Raw genomic sequence first — 19,054 nt, forward strand, 5'->3', positions numbered from 1 at the left:
AAACCCTTAATCCTCTATGCTCTAGTTAGCAGCGGAATTCAGTGATCTTGACAAATTTTTGGATCTCCCATACGAAGCGGAGACGTAGAAGATAGTTACTGATAACGTTAACTTTTATTGATGTGCGGAGACTCGCAATAAGTCCGGTATGATTTTTGCTGGGATTAATACATGGTTCTAATTTTCAAAGGAAAAGAACATTTTTCATTTTGGAGTATGTTTATGCATTAGTTCACGCCAAAGTCGATGTTTTTAGTACTAGTTTATCACTTTGCCTGTATAAGTGATGGAAAAATTATGGAGAGCAAATCTTGGGATAGATGAGGCTGAGAATAACTGGTTTCATTGACTGAGATGGCAATGGAGAGAGTATGAAAAGCGTGACCATTATTGGCTCTGGTTTAGCTGGGACATTGGTGTCACTCTATCTGGCCAGACGAGGTTATGAAGTCGAGGTTTTTGAGGCAAGACCTGATATTCGAATAGAGAAACCGGATCGAGGCCGTTCAATCAACCTTGCTTTATCATGCCGTGGCATTACTGGATTAGCCGGTGTGGATTTAATGCCTGAAGTTGAGAAAATAATGGTACCCATGCGAGCAAGGGCGATTCATGAAGCCGATGGCGAAATAAAATTTCAGGCGTTCGGACGTCGCAGTAGTGAATATATTAATGCTATTCATCGTAGTGAATTAAACGCGCTATTGCTTAATGCTGCTGAAAAGAATAGAAGAATTCGTGTGCATTTTGACATGAAATTAGTAAACCTTGATATAAATAATAGAGCGTTAACGTTTTCCAATAAAAACCAGCAACCTATAAATAAATCCTATGAGGTATTAATTGGTGCCGATGGGGCAGGCTCTTATGTTCGTGAGGCACTGATAAAAAGAAATCTGGTGCAGGCTTCAAGGCGTTTTCTACCACATGGCTATAAGGAGTTGTCAATTTCACGCAGCCATTCCTCTGAGTTTGTACCTGAGCATTTACATCTTTGGCCTAGAGATTCGTTTATGCTACTTGGCAATCCTAACCGTGATTTATCCATTACAGGTACGCTATTTTTACCCCTGCAAGGCAAACACAGTTTTGCAGCGCTTGATGATGAAATTTCTATTCGCTCTTTTTTTAAAACACAATTTTCCGATGCGTATCCAGCAATGCCTGATCCAGTTGGAGAATTCTTTAATCATCCCACGGGTAATTTAAGCACCGTTAAATGCTCACCCTGGTATGTTGGTGATCATTGTTTATTAATAGGTGATGCAGCACACGGGATAGTCCCTTTTTTTGGACAAGGGATGAATAGTGCCTTTGAGGATTGCCGAATTTTAAATGAGCTTTTAGACAGTTATGAGGATAACTGGCAGCAGGTAATGCCGGCTTTTTTTACAGCTCGCAAGGTGAATACAGATGCGGTAGCGGAAATGTCAATGGATAATTATCACGAGATACAAACGGATATACGAGATGAACAATTTAATTTAAAAAAACAGCTTGAACAAGAATTAATGCATCGTTATCCAGAGCGTTATATTTCAAAACATGTGTTGGTCATGTTTACCAATACGCCTTATGCCACTGCAAAGGCATGTGGGGAAATCCAACAGGCGTTATTAAATAAAATTTGTGAAAAAGCGAGGTCGATAAATGAGATAGATTGGGGAAAAGTGAATACATTAATGGAGCAATATGACAAAAATTTGGCGAATTTAAACTCAAAACTAGAATAAGCGTTATCATAAAGGATTAAATTGGCCAAAAAATTGTCATATTGCCTGTTTTCGGAGGCATTTTTTTGTCGCTTTCCGAGGTTTACCCCTGCCTAAAAGAAAAAAAGAAGGTTTTTTTGCGCTTTTTTGCCTCAAAAAGAAAAAAATATTGGCATGATGGGTGCAATACCCAAGATGAGTAAAAATTTATTATGCCTCGGAGGCAACGATTATGAAAACTATACAATCCTATATTGACTCCAAACAACAAGAATTCATGAATCATCCCTTTTTCGATGTCTTGGCTCAATTAGATAATTTAGAGGAAATCAGTTATTTTGTCCCTGAATTGACTTTCTGGGCAATGACCTTCCAGGATATTTTACGTTTAAATGAAGAAAGAGTTACAGACCCTTATTTGAAAAAGGTAGCACGTCACCATCGATTGGAAGACGCTGGCCATGAGAAATGGTTCCTACATGATAAAAAATATCTAGGTAGGGTTTCTCACAACGATTCATGCAATAAAGATGATGTAGCATGGCTATATAGCAAAGAATCTCAGTTAACCCGCGATGCAGCCTATGCGATTATGTCTGAAATTTATAAAGCGGACGATGAAATTATCAATATTGCTTTACTGTTGACATTAGAGTCTTCTGGTCATGTTTTCTTCGAAAAAGTAGTAAAGCAAGTGAAGAAAACAGGTGCGGACAAAAATCTTAAATACTTCTCAAGTTCACATCTTGAAGTCGAAATGGCCCATGCAATTTTTGAAGCAGAAATGGAACGTAAACTGTTTGAGTGGCCTGTACCCGTGAACGTACGTCGTGAAGCATTAAAAATGATTGATCGCTGCTATGATGCCTTCAATAAAATGTTCGATGGATTAATTCTTGCATGTAACAAACGACTGCAATTGGCTAAAGAAAGGAATAAAAATGCAGCAAATGCTTTGGAATATGCATCAGATAAAGCAGTGTGAGAAAGAAACAGGAGAAGCGATGCTCAGTGATGAGCATTCGCTTTCTTTTTTTGCACAAGATTTTGGTAGGCTTACCCACTCTTCTCCAATTGCAGCTTGTACTCCGTCCTCCTTGGAAAAATTACAACGTTTGCTAAATTTTGCTCATCAACACTCTCTCCCTCTAACACTTCGAGGAAATGGTTTAAGTCAATGTGGTCAATCGCTTCCCTTAGAGGGCGGCTTAGCCGTGCATCTGAAAAAATTAAATAACATTGGTGAACATGAAAACGATTCTATCTGGGTAGATGCGAATGCAACCTGGGCTGATTTACTGGCTAAATCCTTACAGAAGTCTCAAAGTCCTTATGTAATTCCCTATAATTGTAACTTGTCGGTAGGGGGGGTTCTCTCAGCGGGGGGAATAGGGGCATCGTCTTTTAAATTTGGCAGCATCACCTCTCACGTGAAAACACTGGAAGTACTTACAACAGACGGGAACGTTAAAATTGTGGATCCTGACGATGATCTTTTCGGAGCTTGTCTTTCAGGGCAAGGTCGTTTCGCTGTGATAACCAAGGCCTGTATTAATTTGCGACACTGTGCAAAAAATGTCAGAACCTTTTTTTTAGTTTACCTTGATAAAGATCAATGGTTACAAGATATACAAAAAGCTGAAAAGGAAGCTGATTATTTGGAAACTTTTTGCTCTCCCGCTGTCCAGGGAGCGAAATTAACGGACTCAGGGCGACGCGTACCTTTTGCGCACTGGCTTTATGCTTTGCATATCTGCAAAGAATTTGATAACCAAGCACCAACACTTGATGATATTAACCCAACCTTAAAACCCTGGAAAACTCTTCATACGCAGGATGAATCCATCATGTCTTATTTTCATCGACATGATTCTCGCTTCGAAGCCATGAAAATGACCGGCCAATGGGAACTGTTGCATCCTTGGTATGAGTGCTTTGTTTCCGAACAATTACTAAAAACTACGCTGGATGAAATTCTGCCGCAGTTGCCCCTTTTTTATGCTACTGTGTTGCAGATTGTACCCATTGCAAATCAGCCTGACACAGGCTTTTTAATACTTCCCAGGGGTGGGAAAATTTATGCGGTAATGATTTTAACCCCAGGGGTGAATGATAAATTACTTCCAGCTTGTCTGCAGACGATAAAACTTTTGGACTCTTTATTTCTTGAAAAAGGGGGAAAGCGGTATCTTTCAGGCTATTTGGGTGATGGATTGGAACAACAATATTGGAAAGCCCACTTTGGCTCTTCTTATGATGCCTGGCTTAATCTTAAGAAAAAATATGATCCACGCGGTATCTTGAAATCCTATTTACATCCGCTTTAGCTTATTACAACGATATTAGCCGCCTAACTGAGGCTTGTTAGTATGAGTTGACTCATCCTGTTCATTTTCTATCGGTGTATCACTTGGACCCTGGTTTGTAGTTTGGATATCAAACTCTTCTTTTGTATCAACAGGGCTGCCATTGTAAGTGTCCAGAAAAAGCTTTTTAATTCGAGTTGCATTATCTACAGGAGTATACTTCTCATCAATTTCAGATTGTTTTTTTATCTCGTGCCATTTAGATTTAGGTAATTCTTTAGACATAATAATTCTTCAAAAAAATACACATAGTATAATTATACAGCAAATGGATTTAAAGGTGAATAGTTTTTTAAGTTGCCATACCCTCATTCACGTCATTAAACATTATTTATTTTTCAGGTCTAAATTTCATTAATGTAAAGAGTGAATTTGTTTTATAACTGTCCTGGTAAACGAAACCTGCAGGTTCAATGGATTTTTGCCATTCAGTCAAACTTCGCTGCCTGCCTCCCAATAAGACCATCATGACAATATCCATTGTTTTATTGGGATGAGGGGATTTGGTGTCAGGAAGAACCTGTTCTGCAATGAAAAGTATTGCATCTTTGGGCATTTGCTCATGTAAATTTTTTAAAATTTGTTGCATTAAACTATCGTTGAAATCGTGCAGAACACCTTTAAATAGATAGGCGTCGGCGGGAGGGATAGATTTTAGAAAATCCCCGGCAATGAGTTCAACCTGAGCAGGAAAATCACTATTGTCCAGTTGATTAATGACAGGTGGCGTATCGAATAGTGTCAGTTTTAGCTGCGGATGTTTTTGACAGATTGCTTTAACTAGTCCACCGCGACCTCCGCCCATATCTATTAAATGTGAAAACGAAGAAAAATCAAACGCATTGGCGATTGCGCTATCATCATAAGTAGATAATTTAGCCATTCCCTTGTCAAAATTTCTTTGTTTTTCGGGGTGTTTGCCTAGGAAACTAAAAAAATCTTCTCCGTGTTGATGAAAGAAGGCGGAGTCCCCTGTTTTTAAACTCGTTTCTAGACAAGAAAAAGCCTGCCACCAATTCTCATCGACCATGCATAAAACATCGCGAATAGAGTGGGGGTCATCATCGCGAAGAGGTAGCGACAATTCAGTAAGCGCACAAGTATCGCCCTCACAATTAAAAATTTTATAGGCGCTAAGAAACCGTAGGATTCTTTCCAATAATTCAGGTACAGTATCTGTTAGTTTTGCCAGCGTTTCAATTTTTACAGGTTGTAACGACATGTGATTGGCTATCCCAAGTTTTGCCATAACATGAATAGCCCGAGAAACCACATACCAGCGGGACATGGTTGCTAGTTGTACAAAAGGTGGCTCTTGATTTATTTCCATTGTCAAATTCCTTTAGTCGTTAGCGGGTGCGTCTAAACTATAAAACCATCGTTTAATCACTCCCTTATTAGCTACGAAACTTGCAATATCCCTTAATTTTCTGTGATGATAGAACGTTTGATGAGTAAATACAGGCAAAAATCGTGCTAAGTTGCAACAATTTATGAAAAATACTAAATTTTCTCTTGCGTATATTGATCACAAATTGCTAATGGCGGTATTTTTATTTTTTCTGACCTTCTTTTTATTTTTGTGGGAAATTATTAATTTTTTTCAATCGACTAAACAAGTAACTGTTACTACAATTTACAGAAAGCAGCCGGTACAAGAAACGTTACATAGCCGTTCCCCTATCTTCACTACGCCCTTATTCGGTGATTATCTGCCCGCTAATCTGGCAGAAGCCGATATCAAACAGTCAATGCTTGATGCTGAAATAGTTGGTATTATGTTTGATGATAATGAAGAGTACTCTCAAGTGATTATTAAAGTTGGAGGAGGGCCTGAAAAAGTTTATTCTATTGGAGATTCATTGCCTGGTGGTGCCATTATTAAACGGATTTCACCTGATGCCATCGTTGTATTGCATAATGGGGCGCTTGAGAGTTTAAGTTTACCGAAAAATGAATTAATCTTCGAAGCTCCAGCAAAGCCGCTCATTGAGGAATAAATCATGCGTTTTTCCCTCCGCATAGCCCTGATAATTGTATTAGCTCTCGCTGAGTTTGCTTGTGTAGCTCGCTCGAATTTAATAGAGGGCATCAAAAGTTTTCGCGTACAAGACTATCGACAAGCATTCGTTCGTTTAAAGCCTGAAGCAAAAAAAGGAAACCGGGATGCACAATATGCCGTAGGGTATATGTATTACTACGGGCAGGGTGTTACTGAAAACCGCAAAAAAGCATGGTACTGGATTAATAAAGCAGCTCAGGCGGGGCAACCTGAGGCTGTTGCTGCCCTGACTATCCTGCAGCAGCAACCACAAAGTATCTGGCCATAGTTAATTTCACTTGGAAAGAATCGACAGATCTTTTTGTGTGGGAAAAAAATTTAGAATTGCGTTGTCCTGCATAGACTTCTGTGCGAGACAAAAATTTAGAATCGCGTCGTTGCGAGCGTCAGCGAAGCAATCTAATTCAATCTTTGAACAAAGATCTGCTCTGGATACTTCACTTTGTTCGCAACGACAAAAAAAATTTTGCTCTAGACAGCATTAGATTTTATATCATTGCATTGATAATCAAAGAAAATATATAACAGCAATAGATTAAAACCAGGATGCCCCCATGCCATCGTGCCATTCTTTTTTTATTGCGGTAATTCATCCACAAAAGAATAAACACAGTTATAAACATGACAGGAATATCGCGCCATAACAAAGTAGTGCTTACAGGCGCTGGGTGAATAATTCCCGGAAAAATCATGATTGTGAGCAGATTAAATACATTAGCCCCTAAAATATTGCCAATAGCAATATCGTCTGCCCCTTTTGTAACTGCCACAATCGAAGTGACTAACTCTGGCAAGCTTGTCCCTATAGAAATCAGGGTTAATCCAATGATCAAATCGCTTACTCCAAGCATATGTCCAAGCTCAGTGCTGCTGTTAATTAAATACTTTGCACTGATTGGAAGTACGATTAAACCAAGCAACAGGCTGAGAATGTGAGATTTCATAGAATGCTTCCTCAGTGCTGCCTGTTGAAATGCCAAGGTCAATTGTTTTTGTGGACGTTGTTGCCGAGTAGTTACAATAAAATAGCTAATAATTACCAAACACATTATTAACAACAGGCAGCCATCCAGGATGCCTAAATAACCATCGAGAATTAGGGAATAAGAAAAAAGCATTACCAAAAACAATAAAGGGTACTCTCTTCGCATTAAAGTCGATTGTACTCGGATGGGCTTTATTAATGTCGTTAATCCCAAGACCAAACCAACATTCGCTATATTTGTACCAATGGCATTCCCTAGGGTTATATCGGTAAAACCTTCTATCGATGCAGTAATTGCAATCATTATTTCTGGAGCGGAAGTGCCTAAAGCAACAAGAGTGAAACCTATCAATAGCGGGGACAAGCGGTAGTATGCCGCTATTCCAGCTGCTCCTGTGACCAATTGATTTGCGGCCCACAATAAAGCAATAAAACTAATTAATAGAAGTAAAATGATCATATTTGCTCTCAAGAAGATTAAGAACTCATGTTATGCAGTGTTTTCTCCTTTGCACAGGATAAAATTTTTTATGTCGTCGTTGCGAATGGATTGCTTCGCTGACGCTCGCAAAAACGCGACTCCAATTTATTGTCCAGTGCAAAGGTCTTTTCCTTTGCAAACCTACTAAAAGATGCCGTGCTGAATAGTATGAGTTAAGCATTGATAATACTGTATTTATCGATGAAAACAACATACTTTTTTGTTCAAAAACTTTTCATATTGCTGGCAATATGGTATGATTTGCAGTTCTCTGACTCTATCATCAAGTGCAGCAAGATAGAAGTCAGGAGAAGCTGTAAAGGAAGCGAGTTAATTTCTCTTGTATCACAATAAGGTTTCTGGCACTAGAGCAACATTCTTTGCCAGCTACGTTCAAAAGACAAAATATTATGTTGAGCAAACAACGCCATCTTTTTAAAAACGCCGCTTTTAGGCATTTTACGCTAAGCTGTATGTTAGCCATGTTCGGTAATGGCTTAACTTACATCGTCATGGTATGGGCACTGATAAGATTTGATACGTCGGTGGTTTCCACGGCTATTCTTATGACCTGTTTTTGGCTTCCTAATGTTTTATTAGGACCATTCATGGGGGTTCTTGCTGATCGTTACAATCGAAAATGGGTGCTTTTATCGACAGTGGGCTTGCGCGCGCTCTGTTTGTTTGGTTTTGCACTAATTGCCTACAATAATTATATTAATCCTTTTGCTATTTATTTCCTGGCAACGTTAATAGGAACGTTGCTTGCTGCCTATATTCCTGCAGCCATGGCTTTTATCCGTGAAATCATTGTAGAGGAAGAGGATTTGCTTTACGCCAATGCCATGCTGGATACTGCTTACGAAGTGGGAGCCGCGTTAGGAATGGGGAGTGCTGGTTTGATTCTGGCATACACTTCTTTTGCCACTTGCTTTGCCATAAACGGTGCTTGCTATTTATTGGCAGCGTTCTTTCTTCTGGCAATCCCTTATCACAGACAAAGGAAAGCGAAAGAACTAATAGAGTCTTTTTTAACGCAGTTTGTCGAAGGAGGCCGCTATATTCTTCAACGTACACCCGTGTTGTTTATTTATTTGGTTCAGGGGTTATTTTTTATTTCATACATGACTGCCCCGGTTTTATTGGCACCCTTTGCAAAATCAATTTTGCACAGTAATGTTGCTCAATTTGGTTGGCTTGAAGCTGCTTTATCAGGCGGGATCATTTTTGGCGGTTTTATGAGTCCCTGGCTTGCCACGCTTTTTTCATTGGGTAAGGTTATTTTTGGCCAGGTACTGTTGGGAATTGTATCCTTTTATTTTTTTAGCCATACCCAGAATACAGAGCTAGCAATCTTGTATCATTTTTTTATTGGCTTTTCTTTTTCTTCATGGGCTTTATTGACCACTCTGGCTCAAGAAATAACGGATCTTGATTATCAGGGAAGAGTACAGTCGTTATTTAATAGTTTGTCGGGGGCTATTATCATTTTCTTTTATTATGCTTTAGTGCATTGGAAAGATATCCCGGTAACAAAACTGTATTCTGCTGAAATTATTCTGCTGAGTCTTGCTGGTGTTATTTTAATCATAATGGCAATAAGCAAGCGTCAAACTGTTGAGCCGAGCATTTCCTGAAAATGTTTAATAATGGTTGTAACCGGCTTTGCTAGCCCAAGATGAACAACCTCATTTGGGCTAAACCATTTTCCAGTCGACTCATAAACACTATATTCTTGCGCTCTCGTATAGACACTGAGAGCTCTGATATGTAAATGGAAATGACTAAAGGAGTGTTTGAGATGAAGCAATTCTTTAACGTTTAAACACTCAAACTGATAATTTTGTTTAATAAATGCTTCAGGACAACTGTCCATACTTATACTAGGTATGCACCATAATCCTCCCCATAGACCCACTGGCGGTCTTTTTTCAAGAAAAATTTTATTGTCTTCATTGTGTAGTAATAAAAACTGTTCTTCTTTATGGGGTAAAATTTTTTTTATTTTCTTATGTGGAAATTGGCTGACTTGATCTTGAAGTTTGGCAAGACAAGTTGTTTGTAATGGGCAATGGGTACAATCAGGGTTTTTAGTGGTACAGCAGATGGCCCCTAAATCCATAATGGCTTGCGTGTAATCTGCACAACGGTAGGTGGGCATACATTGATTTGCGAGCCGCCAAAGTGTTTTTTTGGTGGTTGTTTGCTCCAGGAAGCCGCCAACCATAAAATAGCGACATAAAACGCGTTTTACATTGCCATCTAAAATTGCAGTCGCTAGGTTAAATGCTTGTGAAGCAATGGCTGCAGCGGTTGATTCGCCTATACCCGGTAGAGCAATTAATTCCTCCAGCTGGTATGGGAAAACTCCCTGATGCTGTTCGCAAATAATTTTGGCGGTTTTATGTAAATTACGTGCGCGACCATAGTAACCTAATCCTGACCACAGGGCTAATACCTCATCCTCTGTCGCATTGGCCAGATGCCACAACTCAGGAAAATTCTCCATAAAACGAACAAAATAAGGAATGACTGTCTTAACCTGAGTCTGTTGCAGCATAATTTCAGAAACCCAGACCCGATAGGGTGTTCGAGGATTTTGCCAAGGCAAATCCTTACGCCCGAACCGATCAAACCAGGCTAATAGTGGTTGGCTAAACTGTTCATGAAGTTGACTAATTATTCTCATTGGTTAAAAGGGTTTTAAGTTGTTTATGAAAGACTTTTACAGGCTTTGTCAGTGTTTCTTTCAACCAAAATCGAGTTAGGATAGGATTAATAATTTTTAAATCGGGTAAAACAGCAGGGGCTCTTAAATTACCTTTTACTAAAAGTGGAAAGTTTCCGCCTAACAATTGTTGAATTTTATCCACTTCAGGATCAGTCAGGCTTACCTTCGCTTGCAAATGGCTATCTAAGTTAGTGTCTTTTAAATTTAATTCGCCGTCCCCTTTAAGTTGTAATTTGTCTGTTTGTAAGACCAGGGAGTTACTTAATAATTTTTCATTCTGAAGCGTATACTCGATCGTAAGCAATTTAAAATTAGTATGGCCTTTAAAGAAAGCAGGATCATCAAATTGACTGAGTTGCAGGACATCAGTTACTTCATTTTTTTTGCCGCTCAGTAGTTGATTGATTTTATTGCTGGTTTTATCAATAACTTTATTTAAATTAACAGATTCAACCACCCCATCTTTGATGGTGAGATTTCCATTGCCCGATGCAGTTTCAAGCCAATTTTTATCCATATTGGCCAAAGCATGAATGGAGAAATCAACATTCCCTCTGAATAATTTTTTCTCTACCAAATCATAAATAAGTTTACTGCCATTTAAGTTAGTTGCTGTTTGATTTAAGACAAGCTTGTTTGTGGCAAATTCATAACTCAAATCACCGACCGACTCGCCGTGATACATATTTAAGGTTAATGGGTTAAGTAACAGGGTACCGGCTTTTGTTTTTACAGTAGAACGGATTTTATTTACCTTAAACTGATTCAACTTAAAATCTTGAATTATAAGTTGACCTGCTAACGGTGTATTTTGGAAAGCTGCTAGTGGATTATCAAACAGTTTCATGGATAAAGCAGTACTTCCTTTAAAATTAATATGGGCCCTAACAGAGGGTTTGCCATCGGCGGTAATTGTTAGTTGGGATTTGAATTGGAGAGGGAAGGATTGTTTTTGTAAATTAAAACGTTCGGCACCTATTTGAAGATTGGAAAATTGGATAATTCTTTTATCTTTTTTAAACAGCATTTCACCATGGGTTAAAAGAATGTTTTCTATTGCAAATTGTTCTGCAATACTATCCTTTTGAGGAGAGAAGAGTGCTGTTTTTTTAGCAACTGGCTGCTTTATATCCGAATTAATAGTAAGTTGAAAACCATTTACATTAAGCTCGCTAAAAACCAGCTTCCCACGTAAAAGAGGGGTTATTTTTAAATTAAAAAGTAAATTTTCCAATTTTACTGAATAATCATTTTGCTTGTTGTCATTGCCAATTGTTACTCGAGTAATTTTAATTCCAGGCCGTGGAAACAATTGCCATGAAATATCGCCTTCTACTTGGCTTTGCTGCTTGGTCAAGAGGGTTAATTGAGCGCTTACATAGTCTTTGACTACAGCCGGACTAATGGATTTGGCCAGAGTCCATAAAATCACTGTAGCGACTATTAGGGTGACCGCGAAGAAAATAAATAGTTTTTTGAAAAATTTCATCTTTGGATTAAAAGGAAAAAGGCAAACATATAGTATAGACATGAATAAGTATGTCAAGCTTGGTGTATAGACAGAAATGAACGCATCTAATCGACAAAATTTCTTTTCCTATACCTCCGCCCTGCTTTATGCACGGACATCCATACGATCTTGTACCAAGCAAGTGCTGGATTCCGCGCATGAAGAGCTGAAGGTAGTCACTAGATGCCTTTACACGGTATAGCTAGGACAAACAGGCATTTAGTTAAAACATAGGCATTCTTGATGATTAATCGGCATACCAACATGCGCACTACAAAAAAATAAATTTTTCTCTTGTTATTATTTTTTCTTTGAACTAATCTGATAGTCTTCCCTGAAGAAAAGTGGGGAGAAAAAGACGTTGATTTTGCTTTTTAGCTGTACTCAGGATGAGTCGATAAAATCAAGGAGAGCGTCATGCAACCAAGTAAATGGGAAATTATAATTCTCAAGCCTACTCCAGTATTCTTATCATTCCTTGCTTCACAATTACCCGAGATTGAGTTACCAGAATTACGTTTGTTACAGACTGATAACACAGCTTATGTTATTGAAAAGAAAAGAAATGATGAAGAGACTTTAAATGAAATAGAGCGTCATTTTACCACAATGTTCCGACACGAAATATGTCGTTGGCTTGGTGAGAATGCACGAAATGAAATCGAAGGGAGTTTCCTTGATTTCTTATGCTGTTTTAAATTTGAACTGCATTCGCACATTGTTCTTATGGAGCCTTCTATTGAAGAAGGAAAACAATTACTTCGAGTAAGACCACGTTCCGTGCTATTGAAATGGATGAAGGCTGCCGTCGAAGAGCAGAATGATTTAATCAGTGTATTGGAAAAAGTGAATTTATCTCATTTGGCCGAAAATGCGACTGTTGTTGTGAAAAATTTTAGCAAATTAAGCCAGATAAAACCTTTTCTTCAACATTACTATGAACCCATTTTTGAAGCCGAAATGATGCGTATGTGTAATAACGTTGAAGAATGGCCAGTAATTGATTCCTACCAGGCATTCAGTCGTTATTTCGCTATAGACATACATACTCAATTGATTCATTTGTCCTAAGGAGGATTGGCTATGGAACCTGTAACTATAGCTATCATTTGTGTGACTGCTTTTGGCGTTGTTGCTGTTTTGGCTGCTTTTATACGACAGCTATTATTAAGTCGGGATAAAAATTTAAATGATCAGGCACAGCAAATAGCTCTCGCTCAAGAAGTAAAAGAATTGGAAAACCTGCGAAATCAGATGGCAAACAATAAACGCTTTGACTCTCATTACCAGGTTCTAGGTTCAAATAAAGAGGCTATTCAATATCTTGATCAAAAAATTGAAGATATCCTCAAAAAGAAAACAGATTTAATAGAACGTTATTCTCAAATTGCAGTAAAAGAGTCAACGGCTATTATTGGAGGGGAGCAGTCTGCAGAGCGAAAAGCCACCTGCGATAAACTTAAACAAGAAATTGATAATGAACTGGAATTCTATAATAACGAGCTCGAGCAACTGCAAAAACGACGTGATTCGTTATGGGATACTCATTCGGAATTAAAAGAGTATCTTCTAGAGCAGGAAAGAAAGCGTAATAAACATCTTGATGCCATTTATCAACGTCACTCTGGTTTATTAGAAAAAATTTATCTGCGGCATAACAAGAATAGTGAGACCATTGCGGTCAAGTCAATCGAAGCGGGGACGCAAACCTTTAAGGCGTTAATTTTGACTCCTATTACCATGTTAATGCAGTATTTTAAACCATCCAGCAATATTGATGATGAAAAAGCTAAAGATGAAATTGATGCAAGAGAAGATGTTTCTGATGCGGAAGACGATATTAATGGTAAAGATGATGACATTGATAATGCTCCAACCGATGAAGAAAATACAAACAACAGCAATTCAAAACCAGAATTTGCTGTATGAAAATAGAGTTTTTTGATTCAGGACAAAATCATACTTAATCTAAATATAAATAAACGGCGTCATCTACACGGATGACGACGTTAAGCAGACTATTTCTAGTGTTGAAAATTTATACTCGAAAACTTCGTCTTACTTCTTCAAATAAGCCTGCAGAATTATAGGGCGGATCACTATTTATTATGCCATTTCGTTTTAAATTTTATTTGATTTGTCTAATTCCCTGCTAAATGCACTCATAAAACTTTAGTTTCATGGAGGATTTAGCTTGAAATTTCTTAATTTATTCCTATCTTGTTAAGCGGCTATTTACAGTACAAATGCTTTTTTATTTGTCTAACTACACTAAAATAAGGCATAATTGGCAAAATTTAAAAATTAAAGAAAAATCCTGTGGGTCCACATTATTATTCGCGTCAGTATTCGCAAAACAGTTGTATGGAGCAATAGGTATGGAGTTAGATTATGAAATTTAGAGGGTTGGTTTTATTATTTTTTTGTATGGCTACAATGGTTTTACCTTCCTACAGTACTACGTTGGATGAATTACTACCTAATGAAAGAAATACTGTAGAGATTTTTCAAAAATTTTCCCCAAAGGTAGTCTATGTACACCGTTTGGCAACAGTAGTTAACCATTCTTATGAAAGGATGCAGGTTCTTGCTGGAGCCGGGTCAGGCATTATTTGGGATGCCCAAGGTCATATTGTCACCAATTTCCATGTCATTAACGGTGCTGATAATTTAACCGTTAGTATTGGCAAACTTACGGTTCCTGCCAAAGTAATCGGGGCAGAGCCTCGAAAGGATATTGCAGTGCTGGCGGTTAAATCCCCTAAGGCATTGGAATTGTTAAAAACGTATACTCCTTTTGAATTGGCGCCTACCAATGAGCTGTTAGTTGGCCAAAAAACTATCGCAATTGGTAACCCATTTGGGTTGGATCATAGCTTGACTGTAGGGGTAATTTCAGCCTTAGGACGACAAGTGCCCGGCGCTGGTGGTGTTACCATTCGCGATATGATTCAAACAGATACTTCGATTAATCCAGGAAATTCCGGTGGTCCTTTATTAGATAGCAAGGGACGTCTTATTGGTTTAAATACAGCAATTTATTCGAACTCCGGTTCTTCCGCCGGTGTTGGGTTTGCTGTTCCTGCTGATGACATCGCTCGTATTGTTCCCCAGTTGATTAAGAATGGGCGTGTTGTTTTATCAGGGATTGGTATTCAAGTTGTTGAACCTCATATAGCCAAGCGTTTAGGAATTGAAAAAGGCTTACTGGTTGCAGACGTTTTGCCCAATACACCTGCTGCCCATGCAAAATTGCGTGGTACTTTACGTGACAGTTGGGGACGTATTCACCTTGGTGATGTAATTGTTGCGATTAACGGTCATCCTGTAAAAAATTACGATGCTTTTTATAACATCCTTGTGGATATTAAAGTTGGTAACCAAATCACCTTAACCGTTTTAAGGCATGGCAAGGAACTCCACTTTAAGATGAAAACAATTGATATTGCCGCTTATTAATTAAAAATTATTATCCTCTTATGCGAGCATTTGATCACTCGCATAAGAGAAGACTTATCAATTACAACCATATTCACGTTGGTAGGCCATTAAACGTTCCACTTGTTCACATTGCCCATTTGTCTGCAGATAGTCTATCAAGTCAAAAAAGGTAATGATTGAAAAGACTTCAATCCCTTGTGCTTTAATCTCTGCCAGAGTAGATTGCGTATCTAGTCCACGTTCACAGCGATCAAGCGCAATAATTACACCTGTCAACTTACCCCCATGTTGATGAATTAGTGTTTGAGCCTCACGAAAAGCTGTACCGGCAGTAATGACATCATCCACAATAATGGTTTTACCTTGTAATGGGGCACCAATAAGTTGTCCTCCTTCCCCATGATCCTTTATTTCTTTACGGTTAAATGTCACGGTGACATCCGTTCCTGATTCAGCCAAGGCAATAGCAGTAGCAGTAGCCAAAGGAAGTCCCTTGTAGGCGGGTCCAAAAAGATGTTGAAAATCGACTTGATGATGGAGCAGTGTCTTTGCATAGAATTGACCTAGTTGATGTAAGGCTTCCCCCTGATAAAATAATCCTGCATTAAAAAAATAAGGGCTTCGCCTGCCAGACTTGAGTATAAAGTCACCAAATTTTAGTACTTGACAATCAAGTGCCAAACGAATGAAAGATTCTTTAAATTGATCCATAGATATCCTGCATATTGAAAAAAATGGGATATTTTACAAATTTTTGAAACGAATAGACTCTATTTACGCCAGTTTTAAATGTTTTTTAAAAAAATCGTTAACAATCAATAAAAAACTGCTATTCTAGGCAAATGTTAGTTTGTACTAACGTAAAAGCATTCATTCTAGCTCAAAATCCAGTTTTTTGCAGTATTGATTGCATATTGTCTGAAATTTGATCTAGATGTGTGCTGACTGTTTCAATCTACTGAGAGTAGATATGTTTTAGACGAAAGGGGATAGTGAATGTCGCAAAGAGAAAATGGCCACGTTAAGTGGTTCAATGAAAAAAAGGGATTTGGATTTATCGTCAACGAACAAGGTGATGACATATTTGTCCATTACAAAGATATTCAAGGTGTTGGATTTAAAACATTACACGAAAATGATCCAGTAACCTATGTACTTGATAAAGGTCCGAAAGGATTTAAAGCTCAGGAAGTCGTTGTTGTTACTGAAGAATAACTGAGTTAATAATTGTATAGAACTATGCGGATAGCCTAAGGCATTAAAACCCACTCCTCGTTCGCGAAAGCATAGAATATTCAAGTAACTTCACTCGAATCATTGCTTAGACTTTCGCGAGTGAACATCATCAAGGATGCCTCTTTGGGGTATAGTACCGCAAAGTATGATTTTGTTCTGTTCGAAATGACAGTTATTCTTGACCTGGACCTGGTAGAATCGTTATTATCCCATCAAATAAAAATTTCTTGTTTAAAATAAGAACACTCGGTGTAACGTTTTAAACGAGATACCAGAATTTATTAATGTGTAATAATCTAACTACTATTTACCTATGTCACTTCAGGAGAGATTGGAATGGAGTCTAATCAAAAGGTTGCAGTGATTACTGGCGCGGCAAGCGGAATAGGTCTCGCTTTGGCTCAGGCTTGTATACAGCGTGGTATGCATGTAGTTATGGCTGATAATGCCGTTACTACTTTATGCGATCAAGTCGAACAGCTAAGCAATTTAGGACAAGCGGAAGTTTTAGGCGTCGTTTGTGATGTAACCAAGGTTGAAAGCTTGCGTCATCTTGCCAAGCAGACTTTTGAATATTTTAATCGTGTAGATTGGGTATTTAATAATGCAGGTATTAGCGGTCATTTAGCACCGGTATGGGAGTTAACCCCTGAGCATATTCGTAAAGTAATGGATGTTAATTTACATGGCGTAGTTCATGGTGTGCAGGCTTTCTTGCCTTTCATGTTTAAACAAACACATCGTGCCCACATCATCAATATGGCCAGCCTTTATGGTTTATGCAGTGGTTCACAAATGTCTGCCTATGCCATGTCTAAACATGCGATTGTCGCTTTATCAGAATCCCTGTATTTTGATCTTAAACGTTTAAATAAACCAGTTGACGTTTCTGTTGTATGTCCTTCATTTGCTAACACACAGCTACTTAAAAATTCTACCCCCTTACATACAGATGCATTGCATGATATGGTCGCTGAACTAGTTGCACGAAGCAGGCCTGCCGAGGATGTGGCTGCCCACATTTTAAGGGAGGTGGAAAACAAGACTTTCTATATTCTTCCGGATAAAGAGGTTAAAGACTATTGTGAACAACGCACCCAGGCGATTGTTAACCAAACTGATCCTTATCCTCACAGTCTCGAGAAAATTATTGCTTCACTCAGTAAAAGAGCGATGGCTGATGCTAAAATTGAATAATATTGGGGTGCTGTAACTCGAAAGGAGCACAAGGATGAAAACTTATATTATCGTCTTGATATTGACTTGTTTTACAGCAGTTGGATGGACTGCCGAGTATAAGGTATTCTGGCGATGCGGTGATAAGCATTTGGAAGCATTAGATCCCCACATCAATAATGATCAAAAGGTAAATTTATTTCTTAATTATTTTAATGAAGGAACGAACAAACTTCTCTCTTCGCCCATTAATTTAAAAAGTTTGGTTCAACTGCCAGGGGAGTTTAATTCTAGTAACTTTTTAGCCTTGAGTAAGGGGCAACAAATTTTTATGAATTGCATAGGGCAGGTAACCTTGCGCCCGCATGATATCCAAGGTAAAGTGGTTTTTGATGTATTGAGAAATTCCTATGGTTGCCCATTTATCCCTAAACGTTGTAGCGGTTAGTATTTAAGGAGGCGGCCTTGAATAACATAGCCATAATTTTAAATAATCGGGCTAAAAATGCCAAGTTGATAGATAATTATCTTGCTGCCTTTAACAAGGAAAAAATTGATTACCATTGTTATCAGGTAGCCCCTGAAAATTTAGAAACGCAAATAAAGAATTGTCTAACAGACTACTCACTATTGTTAGTGGGAGGGGGAGATGGCACCATTCGTAGTGCCGCTCAGTGGTGCGCAAACAGTTCTACTACGCTGGGTGTTTTACCACTTGGCACCATGAATCACTTCGCGAAAGAATTACATCTTCCGTTAACAGAGGATGATCTAGTAGCTGCATTAAAACAACCAAAATTTATAAAAATTGATCTTGCTGAAGTAAATGGTAAAGTATTTGTTAATAATTCTTCGATTGGATTTTATCCGAAGCTTGCCAGGAAAAGAGATTTTTATGCAAAACATTATCCAAAATGGTTGAGCTATATACCAAGTTTTTTGGAAGCCCTTCGTTATCATGAAAAGTTCTCCATCACAATAAAAAATGAAGAAGAGAATTTTTCAATCAATACCTCATTTTTGATGGTTTCAAATAATTTATATTCTTACCAATTTCCAGTAACCATTGGTCGAGATAGCTTCAACCAAAAAGTATTGGGCATTTATTTTTTAAAACGTGGTAAGTTAAGTTTAATAAAGGTCATTGACCATTTATTTCGGAAGTCGAATAATTTTGAAATAAGAGCATCAAAAACACCTATTAATGTAGATATTAAAAAGAAAGCGAGGATCAATATTTCTTTAGATGGGGATACTACTATTATGGATACCCCCTTAATCTATCGTTGCCTTCCAAATTCACTAAAACTATTAACATTAAAATGAAAATAGTCCATATCTCGGATTTGCATAT

General features: G+C 38.1%; 19 protein-coding genes. 13 read left to right on the plus strand and 6 right to left on the minus strand.

The window, feature by feature from the left end:
• Positions 1 to 371 precede the first annotated feature (371 nt).
• From Ljam_RS02230 to Ljam_RS02240, 3 genes are all read left to right on the plus strand, one after another.
• The gene (locus Ljam_RS02230) at positions 372 to 1,733 is read left to right on the plus strand and encodes an FAD-dependent oxidoreductase (RefSeq protein ID WP_058448510.1); all 1,362 of its coding nucleotides are present in this window, start codon (positions 372 to 374) and stop codon (positions 1,731 to 1,733) included.
• 211 nt (positions 1,734 to 1,944) lie between these two features.
• On the plus strand, positions 1,945 to 2,697 hold the full coding sequence (locus Ljam_RS02235; RefSeq protein ID WP_058448511.1) for a hypothetical protein: 753 nt from the start codon (positions 1,945 to 1,947) through the stop codon (positions 2,695 to 2,697).
• Positions 2,654 to 4,039, plus strand: coding sequence for an FAD-binding protein (locus Ljam_RS02240; RefSeq protein WP_058448512.1), 1,386 nt, complete (start codon positions 2,654 to 2,656; stop codon positions 4,037 to 4,039). The genes Ljam_RS02235 and Ljam_RS02240 overlap by 44 nt, the downstream gene beginning before the upstream one ends.
• A 15-nt stretch (positions 4,040 to 4,054) precedes the next feature.
• Here the strand turns inward: Ljam_RS02240 and Ljam_RS02245 are convergent, their stop codons facing one another.
• Both Ljam_RS02245 and Ljam_RS02250 read right to left on the minus strand, forming a co-directional pair.
• Positions 4,055 to 4,303, minus strand: coding sequence for a hypothetical protein (locus Ljam_RS02245; protein ID WP_058448513.1), 249 nt, complete (start codon positions 4,301 to 4,303; stop codon positions 4,055 to 4,057).
• 106 nt (positions 4,304 to 4,409) lie between these two features.
• Positions 4,410 to 5,408, minus strand: a complete 999-nt coding sequence (locus Ljam_RS02250) for a methyltransferase (RefSeq protein ID WP_058448514.1) — start codon at positions 5,406 to 5,408, stop codon at positions 4,410 to 4,412.
• A 163-nt stretch (positions 5,409 to 5,571) separates the two neighbouring features.
• On the opposite strand from Ljam_RS02250, the gene Ljam_RS02255 reads away from it, so the two are divergent.
• Positions 5,572 to 6,078 carry a type II secretion system protein N gene (locus Ljam_RS02255; RefSeq protein WP_058448515.1) on the plus strand — a complete coding sequence of 169 codons (507 nt, stop codon included), beginning with the start codon at positions 5,572 to 5,574 and terminating at the stop codon, positions 6,076 to 6,078.
• A gap of 3 nt (positions 6,079 to 6,081) precedes the next feature.
• On the plus strand, positions 6,082 to 6,408 hold the full coding sequence (locus tag Ljam_RS02260) for a tetratricopeptide repeat protein (protein ID WP_058448516.1): 327 nt from the start codon (positions 6,082 to 6,084) through the stop codon (positions 6,406 to 6,408).
• A gap of 220 nt (positions 6,409 to 6,628) precedes the next feature.
• Here the strand turns inward: Ljam_RS02260 and Ljam_RS02265 are convergent, their stop codons facing one another.
• Entirely contained in the window at positions 6,629 to 7,585 is a 957-nt protein-coding gene (locus Ljam_RS02265) for a calcium/sodium antiporter (RefSeq protein WP_058448517.1), read from the minus strand.
• A 431-nt stretch (positions 7,586 to 8,016) separates the two neighbouring features.
• Between Ljam_RS02265 and Ljam_RS02270 the strand changes: the two genes are divergently transcribed.
• Entirely contained in the window at positions 8,017 to 9,243 is a 1,227-nt protein-coding gene (locus Ljam_RS02270; protein ID WP_058448518.1) for an MFS transporter, read from the plus strand.
• On the opposite strand, the gene mutY is transcribed toward Ljam_RS02270, so the two are convergent.
• Both mutY and Ljam_RS02280 read right to left on the minus strand, forming a co-directional pair.
• Positions 9,216 to 10,295: an A/G-specific adenine glycosylase gene (mutY, locus tag Ljam_RS02275; protein ID WP_058448519.1), complete on the minus strand. Its 1,080-nt coding sequence runs from the start codon at positions 10,293 to 10,295 to the stop codon at positions 9,216 to 9,218. The genes Ljam_RS02270 and mutY overlap by 28 nt on opposite strands.
• Complete coding sequence (locus Ljam_RS02280; RefSeq protein ID WP_058448520.1) at positions 10,282 to 11,826, minus strand: AsmA family protein; 1,545 nt, start codon at positions 11,824 to 11,826, stop codon at positions 10,282 to 10,284. The genes mutY and Ljam_RS02280 overlap by 14 nt, the downstream gene beginning before the upstream one ends.
• 438 nt (positions 11,827 to 12,264) lie before the next feature.
• Between Ljam_RS02280 and Ljam_RS02285 the strand changes: the two genes are divergently transcribed.
• The 3 genes from Ljam_RS02285 to Ljam_RS02295 all read left to right on the plus strand — a co-directional run bounded on the left by Ljam_RS02285 (position 12,265) and on the right by Ljam_RS02295 (position 15,306).
• Positions 12,265 to 12,918, plus strand: a complete 654-nt coding sequence (locus Ljam_RS02285; protein ID WP_058448521.1) for a hypothetical protein — start codon at positions 12,265 to 12,267, stop codon at positions 12,916 to 12,918.
• A 12-nt stretch (positions 12,919 to 12,930) separates the two neighbouring features.
• Positions 12,931 to 13,776, plus strand: coding sequence for a coiled-coil domain-containing protein (locus tag Ljam_RS02290; protein WP_058448522.1), 846 nt, complete (start codon positions 12,931 to 12,933; stop codon positions 13,774 to 13,776).
• Positions 13,777 to 14,238: 462 nt separating this feature from the next.
• Positions 14,239 to 15,306, plus strand: a complete 1,068-nt coding sequence (locus Ljam_RS02295; protein WP_058448523.1) for a S1C family serine protease — start codon at positions 14,239 to 14,241, stop codon at positions 15,304 to 15,306.
• A 57-nt stretch (positions 15,307 to 15,363) separates the two neighbouring features.
• Here Ljam_RS02295 and pyrE read toward each other — a convergent pair whose 3' ends face one another.
• The gene (gene pyrE / locus Ljam_RS02300) at positions 15,364 to 15,999 is read right to left on the minus strand and encodes an orotate phosphoribosyltransferase (RefSeq protein WP_058448524.1); all 636 of its coding nucleotides are present in this window, start codon (positions 15,997 to 15,999) and stop codon (positions 15,364 to 15,366) included.
• A 285-nt stretch (positions 16,000 to 16,284) separates the two neighbouring features.
• Between pyrE and Ljam_RS02305 the strand changes: the two genes are divergently transcribed.
• From Ljam_RS02305 to Ljam_RS02320, 4 genes are all read left to right on the plus strand, one after another.
• Positions 16,285 to 16,503 carry a cold-shock protein gene (locus Ljam_RS02305; protein WP_058448525.1) on the plus strand — a complete coding sequence of 73 codons (219 nt, stop codon included), beginning with the start codon at positions 16,285 to 16,287 and terminating at the stop codon, positions 16,501 to 16,503.
• A gap of 357 nt (positions 16,504 to 16,860) precedes the next feature.
• Positions 16,861 to 17,721: an SDR family NAD(P)-dependent oxidoreductase gene (locus Ljam_RS02310; RefSeq protein WP_058448526.1), complete on the plus strand. Its 861-nt coding sequence runs from the start codon at positions 16,861 to 16,863 to the stop codon at positions 17,719 to 17,721.
• A gap of 34 nt (positions 17,722 to 17,755) precedes the next feature.
• Complete coding sequence (locus Ljam_RS02315; protein ID WP_058448527.1) at positions 17,756 to 18,148, plus strand: hypothetical protein; 393 nt, start codon at positions 17,756 to 17,758, stop codon at positions 18,146 to 18,148.
• A 17-nt stretch (positions 18,149 to 18,165) separates the two neighbouring features.
• Positions 18,166 to 19,026, plus strand: a complete 861-nt coding sequence (locus tag Ljam_RS02320; protein ID WP_058448528.1) for a diacylglycerol/lipid kinase family protein — start codon at positions 18,166 to 18,168, stop codon at positions 19,024 to 19,026.
• The last annotated feature ends 28 nt before the right edge of the window (positions 19,027 to 19,054 follow it).

Origin of the sequence: Legionella jamestowniensis, from assembly GCF_001467745.1 — a bacterium.
GTDB lineage: Bacteria > Pseudomonadota > Gammaproteobacteria > Legionellales > Legionellaceae > Tatlockia > Tatlockia jamestowniensis.